The 7,189-nt window shown below is 36.9% G+C and carries 6 protein-coding genes; 1 reads left to right on the top strand and 5 read right to left on the bottom strand.

Features of this window, described 5'->3' with window-relative positions:
- The coding region (locus KHW44_RS04530; RefSeq protein WP_304066504.1) for a pyruvate formate lyase family protein at window positions 1-1,358 on the bottom strand (1,358 nt) is incomplete at its 3' end.
- A gap of 171 nt (window positions 1,359-1,529) precedes the next feature.
- On the opposite strand from KHW44_RS04530, the gene KHW44_RS04535 reads away from it, so the two are divergent.
- On the top strand, window positions 1,530-2,042 hold the full coding sequence (locus tag KHW44_RS04535) for a hypothetical protein (protein WP_304066506.1): 513 nt from the start codon (window positions 1,530-1,532) through the stop codon (window positions 2,040-2,042).
- Window positions 2,043-2,056: 14 nt separating this feature from the next.
- Here KHW44_RS04535 and KHW44_RS04540 read toward each other — a convergent pair whose 3' ends face one another.
- From KHW44_RS04540 to murA, 4 genes are all read right to left on the bottom strand, one after another.
- Window positions 2,057-2,917, bottom strand: a complete 861-nt coding sequence (locus KHW44_RS04540) for a neutral zinc metallopeptidase (RefSeq protein ID WP_304066509.1) — start codon at window positions 2,915-2,917, stop codon at window positions 2,057-2,059.
- Between the two features lie 49 nt (window positions 2,918-2,966).
- Entirely contained in the window at window positions 2,967-3,593 is a 627-nt protein-coding gene (locus tag KHW44_RS04545; RefSeq protein WP_304066511.1) for a ComF family protein, read from the bottom strand.
- A complete protein-coding gene (locus KHW44_RS04550) occupies window positions 3,580-5,811 on the bottom strand; it encodes an ATP-dependent RecD-like DNA helicase (protein ID WP_304066514.1) in 2,232 nt (743 codons plus the stop codon). The genes KHW44_RS04545 and KHW44_RS04550 overlap by 14 nt, the downstream gene beginning before the upstream one ends.
- Window positions 5,812-5,874: 63 nt before the next feature.
- Complete coding sequence (murA, locus tag KHW44_RS04555; protein ID WP_304066517.1) at window positions 5,875-7,146, bottom strand: UDP-N-acetylglucosamine 1-carboxyvinyltransferase; 1,272 nt, start codon at window positions 7,144-7,146, stop codon at window positions 5,875-5,877.
- Between the last annotated feature and the right edge of the window lie 43 nt (window positions 7,147-7,189).

Here is a 7,189-nt window from a genome sequence, read left to right on the forward strand (position 1 = left end):
TTGTCTCTGTAAACTTCGTCTACACCACCGTTGATTGAATACAAAAGTGCCTTTGCAAGGTTTGCTCTCGCTCCGAAATATTGCATTTGTTTTCCAACTTGCATTGCAGATACACAACATGCTATCGCGTAGTCGTCGCCGTAAACATCACGCATTACATCGTCGTTTTCGTATTGAATGGAAGCTGTTTTGATACTCATCATTGAACAGAAATCCTTGAAAGCGCGTGGCAAATTATCTGACCACAAAACTGTCATGTTTGGTTCTGGTGATGTGTCGATGTTTATCAAAGTGTGCAAAAATCTGAATGAAGTTTTCGTAACCAAAGTTCTTCCATCAACGCCCATTCCACCGATTGATTCTGTAACCCAAGTAGGATCTCCAGCGAATAATTCATCGTATTCAGGAGTACGAAGATGTCTAACCATTCTAAGTTTGATAACTAATTGATCCACCAATTCTTGTGCATGGTCTTCATCCAAAATCCCCTTGTCCATATCTCTTTTGATATAAATATCCAAGAACGCGGTGTTTCTTCCGATTGACATCGCAGCTCCGTTGTTTTCTTTTACTGCTGCCAAATATCCAAAATACAACCATTGAACAGCTTCAGTCGCATTCATTGCTGGTCTTGAAATATCAAATCCATAACTCATCGCCATGTCTTTTATTTCATCGAAAGCTCTGATTTGTTCAGAAAATTCTTCACGTCTACGAATGATTTCTTCAGTAGCATCTCCTGTCAAGTTTTCCTTGTCTCTGATTCTCATAGCTTTCAAATAATCGATACCGTACAAAGCAATTCTTCTGTAATCGCCGATAATTCTTCCTCTTCCGTACGCATCAGGAAGTCCTGTCAACAAACCAACTGATCTGAAAGTTCTCATTTCTTTTGTGTAAGCGTCAAATGTTCCTTGGTTGTGTGTTTTTCTGTATTCGTTGAATTTTTCTTTTATAACTGGATCCATTTCCAAATCATAAGCCTTCAAAGAATTTTCAACCATTCTGAAACCACCATATGGATTCATAATTCTTTTCATAGGTTCATCTGTTTGTAATCCAAAAACAACTTCATTGTCCTTGTCGATATATCCTGCATCAAAATTGTTAATTCCGCTGAATCTTTCAAGGTCAACCTTGATTTTCTTAGATTTTACTTCTTCAACGATCATATCGTTTACTTCGTTCCACAAAGTTTTAGTTTTTTGTGTTGGACCTACTAGGAAAGAATCGTCCCCTTCGTATGGAGTGTAGTTTTTTTGAATAAAATCTCTCACATTGATTTCATCTGCCCAGTCTCCATCATTGAAACCTTCCCAAGCTTTTTTGAATTGTTCATTATCGAATAAATTGCTCATACATATCTCCTTTTCTTATTTTTAACGTTATATTAAGTATATGTTAAAAAAGTTTTAAATACTGTGATTATAATCACTCCGTGATAATTTTTATCAAATAAATCTTACAATATTTCAATATTGCTTGTAAATAAGTAAAAAATAGGATATATTTTAAATACGGAGGGTTTTATGAGAATAAAAATATCTAACAGTAAACTAATAATTCTTGCAATTCTAACATTTGTGATAGAAACCATCGCCGTTGTTGCGACTCAAAATCTCACAGGAATTAATAGGATTTTCATTATAATTTCATTTACTTTAATCACAACGTTCGCACTTTTTCTAAGTTATATCTTGATTCAAGTGCTTCACAATATGATAATGGACAGAAAAATTGCCGGTGAAATCAGAAAATACATGCTGGATTACGAACAAAATGGAAATTTGGACAAATTATTTCAAAATTTCAAAAAGATAAAAGATAAACCAAAAACAGATTATGCAAAAAGCTTGTATTATTTTAACTTGGCGATAGCCTATGTGGAAGATCATCAATTCCAAAAAGCACGTGAAGTTTTGCAAAAATCCACTTTACAAAAATACAACCAATCATTTAATCAGATTTTCAAAATGCTTTTGAATGATATCGACAAACACGAAAAAGAATACAACGAATCTAAAAAAACGCCAGAAAATTAATTCTGGCGTTTCGTTTATTGAATTCCAAGTCCCATTTCACCGAATGAATCTGCGTGTTCAAAATCATGGTATTTAAATCCTCGTTGGAACCATTCGTTTCTAAGTTCGGATGAACCGTGAGTGAATTTTTCCGGTTGGACGTATCCTTGTCCCATTTTTTGAATGTGATCATCGCCGACACTTTGGACAGCGCTTATCGCTTCCTCAATGTCTCCTTCTTCCAAATATCCTTTTTCTTTGATGTAATAGCTGAACACTCCTGCAAAATAATCTGCCTGAATTTCCAGTGCTACAGAATATTTATTGGCGTCTTTTTCGTTCAATCTACGTTGAATATTGTGAACTCTATCCAAAATTCCTAGCTCTTTTTGGACGTGGTGGCCAACTTCGTGCGCCAACACATATGCCATAGCATAATCTCCACCGTCAGCTCCAAGTTTTTTCGTCAACATATTGTAAAAAGTTACATCCATGTAGACTGTTTGATCCAACGAACAATAAAACGGCCCTACGTTTTTGTCAGCATTTCCGCAACCCGTAGACACTGCTCCTTCAAAGAAATGGAGTTTCGGTTCGTTGTATGTTCTATTTATTTCAGAAAATTTTTCGTGCCACACATCTTCTGTATCCTTCAACACAACGCTTAGCATCTTTTCGGCTTCTTCGACTTCCTTGCTACTCGCTTTTTCAGATTTATTTACTTGTTGTTCTTGTTGTGTTCTGTTTTGTTCATTGATAATATCACGTGGATTTCCTCCAAACAAAGAATACACAATCACAAGCAAAAGTAGTCCCACTCCGCCGATTTTAACTGGTCCTCCACCGGATGAACCTCTGCTTACATTTGAACTTCCTTCTCTACCTTGCCATTTCATATTTTGCCCCCAATATATTAATTTTCCGTTAAATTATTTATACCCAATTTTAATATTTTTCATTAGACCTGCTAGACACTGCGACAAATTTCAAATCCGCATAATTTCCATTTAAAGCTTTTTTGATTTCTCTTAAAGTGTTCTTCGTCGTCACAATATCATCCAAAACCAGAATTTTTTTATCCGACACATCAGCGTTCAATTCAAACGCACCTTGTAGATTTTCAATTCTTTGAAGCTGTGATAAATTGTGTTGAATTTTGGTTTCCTTCACTTTTACAATCGCATCTGGCAAATATTCCATGTCCAGAATCTTTGCCACTTCCCTTGCAATCTCGTGAATGTGATCGAAACCACGTTTGTTTATCGTAGATTTTGTCGATGGAACTTTTAAAAGCGTGTAGTCTTGTAAATTTTTCTGTTTGATCTGATCTGTAACCACATCTGCCAAGAAATATCTAACAACTTGTTTGCGGCTGAGCTTGTAATCGTAGATGAGTTTTTTCGTCAAACCTTGGTGAAGTAATGGAAAATAGCAATCCGTACCGTCGATATCCCTATAACCGTCCACGAAAACCAACTTGTCCAAGCAATCTTCGCACAACAAATATTTGTACTGTTTTTTCTCGTGACAAATTATGCAACGCTTTTGAAATAAAAAACTAAAATCCCTCATCTTCGAACATCTCTCTCATCATTTCTTGTTCGTCATCGTCGATATCAAAATCCGTGTATTGTTTGATTCTTCTGTCCAAGCCCGAATTTCTCTTCATTATTTTATTGTTGGATATCATTTGGCGTAAAATCTTCAAGCTCCCAACCAAAACTACAATTTCTCTTGCCCTTGTGATTGCAGTGTAGAGCAAATTTCTAGTCAACAACATAAACGGAGCCTGTGTCACTGGAATTACTACGATTGGAAACTCACTTCCTTGTGATTTGTGAATCGTAATCGCATAAGATAACGTCAAACCGTCGCATTCTTTTTTCGTGAAGCTCGCGGTTTTATCGTCAAACAACACATCAATAGTCTCATCAATCGGATCGACGTATGTAACTCTTCCGATATCTCCGTTAAAAACCCCCATCGCATCATCGTCAATGAATTCTTTGGTGTAATCATTTTTAATTTGCATAACTTTGTCGTTGAGCCTAAAAATCCTGTCTCGTTGCTCGATTTCTTCTGTCATCGGTGTTTTCGGATTCAAAACTTCCTGCAAAGCTGCGTTTAATTCCTTTGTTCCACAGCTAGATTTTTTCATCGGAGTTAACACAATTATATCGTCAAACTCGTCTTTTTTGTAGAAATTAGGAAGTCTTTGTGCGCACAAATCGAGAATCGTCTGCTTGGCACGTTCTGGGTCATTTTCTTCAATAAAGAAAAAATCCTTGCCCTTTTCATTCAGAATAGGAAACTCTCCGTTGTTAATCCTGTGCGCATTCACAATTATGTTGGAGTTTTGTGCTTGACGGAAAATCTTCGTCAATTTTATCGTAGTGATTTCTCCACATTCTATCAAATCGTTGAGCACATTTCCAGCTTGTACACTTGGAAGCTGGTCACAGTCTCCTACGAAAACTACTCTAGTATTTGAGTCCAACGCCCTCAACAAACTGTCCGCGATGAAAATATCCATCATACTGGCTTCATCGATGATTATCAAATCGCAATCTATAGGATTATCCTCGTCGTGGTCGAAAATCGTTCCGTTTTCAACTGGAATGTATCCCAAAATTCTGTGAATAGTCTTCGCTTCTTCGTTGCAACTTTCCGACAATCTTTTAGCCGCACGACCAGTAGGCGCCGCAAGAATTATATCCTTATCATTTTTCTTGAAAATTTTCGTAATATTGTTGATAATCGTAGTTTTTCCCGTACCAGGACCACCCGTAATTATCAGCATTTTTTCAGTCATAGATTTTTTGATGGCTTCGATTTGCAAATCATCCAAGTGTTCTGATTCTAATTTTGAAAGCTCAGCCTCCACGTCAAACTCATCTTCGATTTCGCTTTTCAAAATATTCGCAATATTCATTGCGCATCTCATCTCAGCTTTTTCGATTTGTGGAAGGTAGACTCTATGCTCATCGTCTGTGTCATCAATCGCGATAATTCCACTGACAATCAAAGACTCCAACGTCTCTTGTCTGTTTTTGATTTCAATGTCGATAAGATTCTCCACTCCAGCTATCAAATCATCTTCCAAAACGTAGCAATTCCCATTAGAATTTGCTTCCTTCTCCATAAAATATTTGAACGCAGCCTTAATTCTAAATGGAGAATCCAGCTCTATGTCGATTCTCTGCGCAATAATGTCCGCCGTTCTGAACCCAATTCCTCTAATATCGTCAATCAAAGTGTATGGGTTTTGCATGATAATTTTCTTCGTGTCTTCCTTGTAAAAATCAGAAATAATATTCGCTTGATGAAGACTAAGCCCCAATGATTGCAAATACAAGAAAATCTCAGCGTATTCTTTTTTCTCGTCGAGTGATTCTTTGATTTTTTTGTAATTTTTCTTGCCGATTCCTTTGACCTGCAATAATTTGGATGGAGAATTTTTCAAAATTTCCATCGTATCTTCGCCAAATTCTTCGACGATTCTTCTTGCAGTTGTCTCTCCAATTCCTTTAATCAAACCGCTTTGAAGATAATTGATAATATTGTACATGCTAGGCTTAGTGGATCTTTCAACGGAAATTATGTTGTATTGTTCGCCGTATTTTGGATCTTGGACTTTGTTTGCCTCAATATCCAAGAAATCTCCCGGCATAATTTTGAAACTATTTCCTTTGATAATTCTCTCTTCTCCGTCCTTATCCACAGAAAAAATCCTAAAACCATTGGACTCGTTTTCGAATATTATATTTTTGACAGTCGCGCTAAATTTCATACACTCACCTACAAAAAAGAGGGTTGTTCAATCAAATAACAATCCCTCTGTTTATACAATTTATTAATCTTCGATTTCAATTCTTTCGATATTTGCGCCCAACTTTTTGAATTTGGAAACAATATCGTCGTATCCTCTGTCAATGTGATAAATATCTGTAACATTTGTAGTTCCATCTGCTACAAGTCCCGCCAAAATCAAAGCCGCTCCAGCTCTCAAATCGGTGGACTTCACAGTAGCTCCTTGAAGAGAATCTACTCCTGCAATGCTCGCTTCATTTCCTTCAGTCGCAATAGCAGCGCCCATTTTTTGAAGTTGTTCCACATGCATAAATCTATTTTCAAAAACAGTTTCTTCTACACTGCTTTGACCCTTGCACACAGTCATCAACGCCATAAATTGTGCTTGCACATCTGTAGGAAAACCAGGATATGGCAAAGTTTTAATCTTCGTTCCTTTTAATCTACCAGTGGAAATAACTCTGATAGAATCTTCGTCCTCGTTTTCAATAACCTCACAACCAACTTCACGAAGCTTTGCGATAATCGGCATAATATGAGATGAAATACAATTTTTCACAGTAACATCTCCACGTGTAATCGCACTTGCCACCATAAAAGTCGCAGCTTCTATTCTATCTGGAATAATTGTGTGTTTTGCACCGTATAACTTGTCAACGCCGACAATTCTAATTGTAGAAGTACCAGCGCCACGAACCTTCGCGCCCAATTTGTTCAAGAAACTTGCCAAATCTACGATTTCTGGTTCCTTAGCAGCATTTTCGATAACAGTTTCTCCCTTTGCCATCGTCGCTGCCATCATTATATTTTGAGTCGCGCCAACGCTTGGAAAATCCAAATAAATTTCCCCTCCAATCAAACCATCCTTTGCGATAGCTTCTATCTTTTCGTCAGTCGATTCAATCTCAGCACCCAATGACTTAAATCCTTTTAAATGCAAATCCACAGGTCTCGAACCAATCGCACATCCACCTGGCAAATACGTCTTAGTTTCACCAAGTCTAGTCAACAAAGGTCCCATTACTAAAAATGAAGCCCTCATCTTGTTCATCAATTCGTGTGGAGTCACAGAATTATTGACATTGCTACTATCTATCTCAACCTTATTCTTATCCAAATAAGTTACTTTTGATCCCAATTCTTCTAAAACTTTCAATATAATTGAAACATCCTTTAACTTCGGAACATCTTCTAAAATTATCGGCTCAGTTCCTAAAAGAGATGCTGCTATAATAGGAAGCGCTGAGTTTTTGGCGCCGTCAATCTTGACCTCGCCCTTCAAATTTAAACTTTTTTTTACTTGTATAACTTCCAAAATAACCTCCATCAGTCATTCGTTTTTCTTGTTTATATATAAA

The sequence above is a fragment of the Finegoldia magna genome (assembly GCF_018371055.1).
Classification (GTDB): Bacteria; Bacillota; Clostridia; order Tissierellales; family Peptoniphilaceae; genus Finegoldia; species Finegoldia magna_I.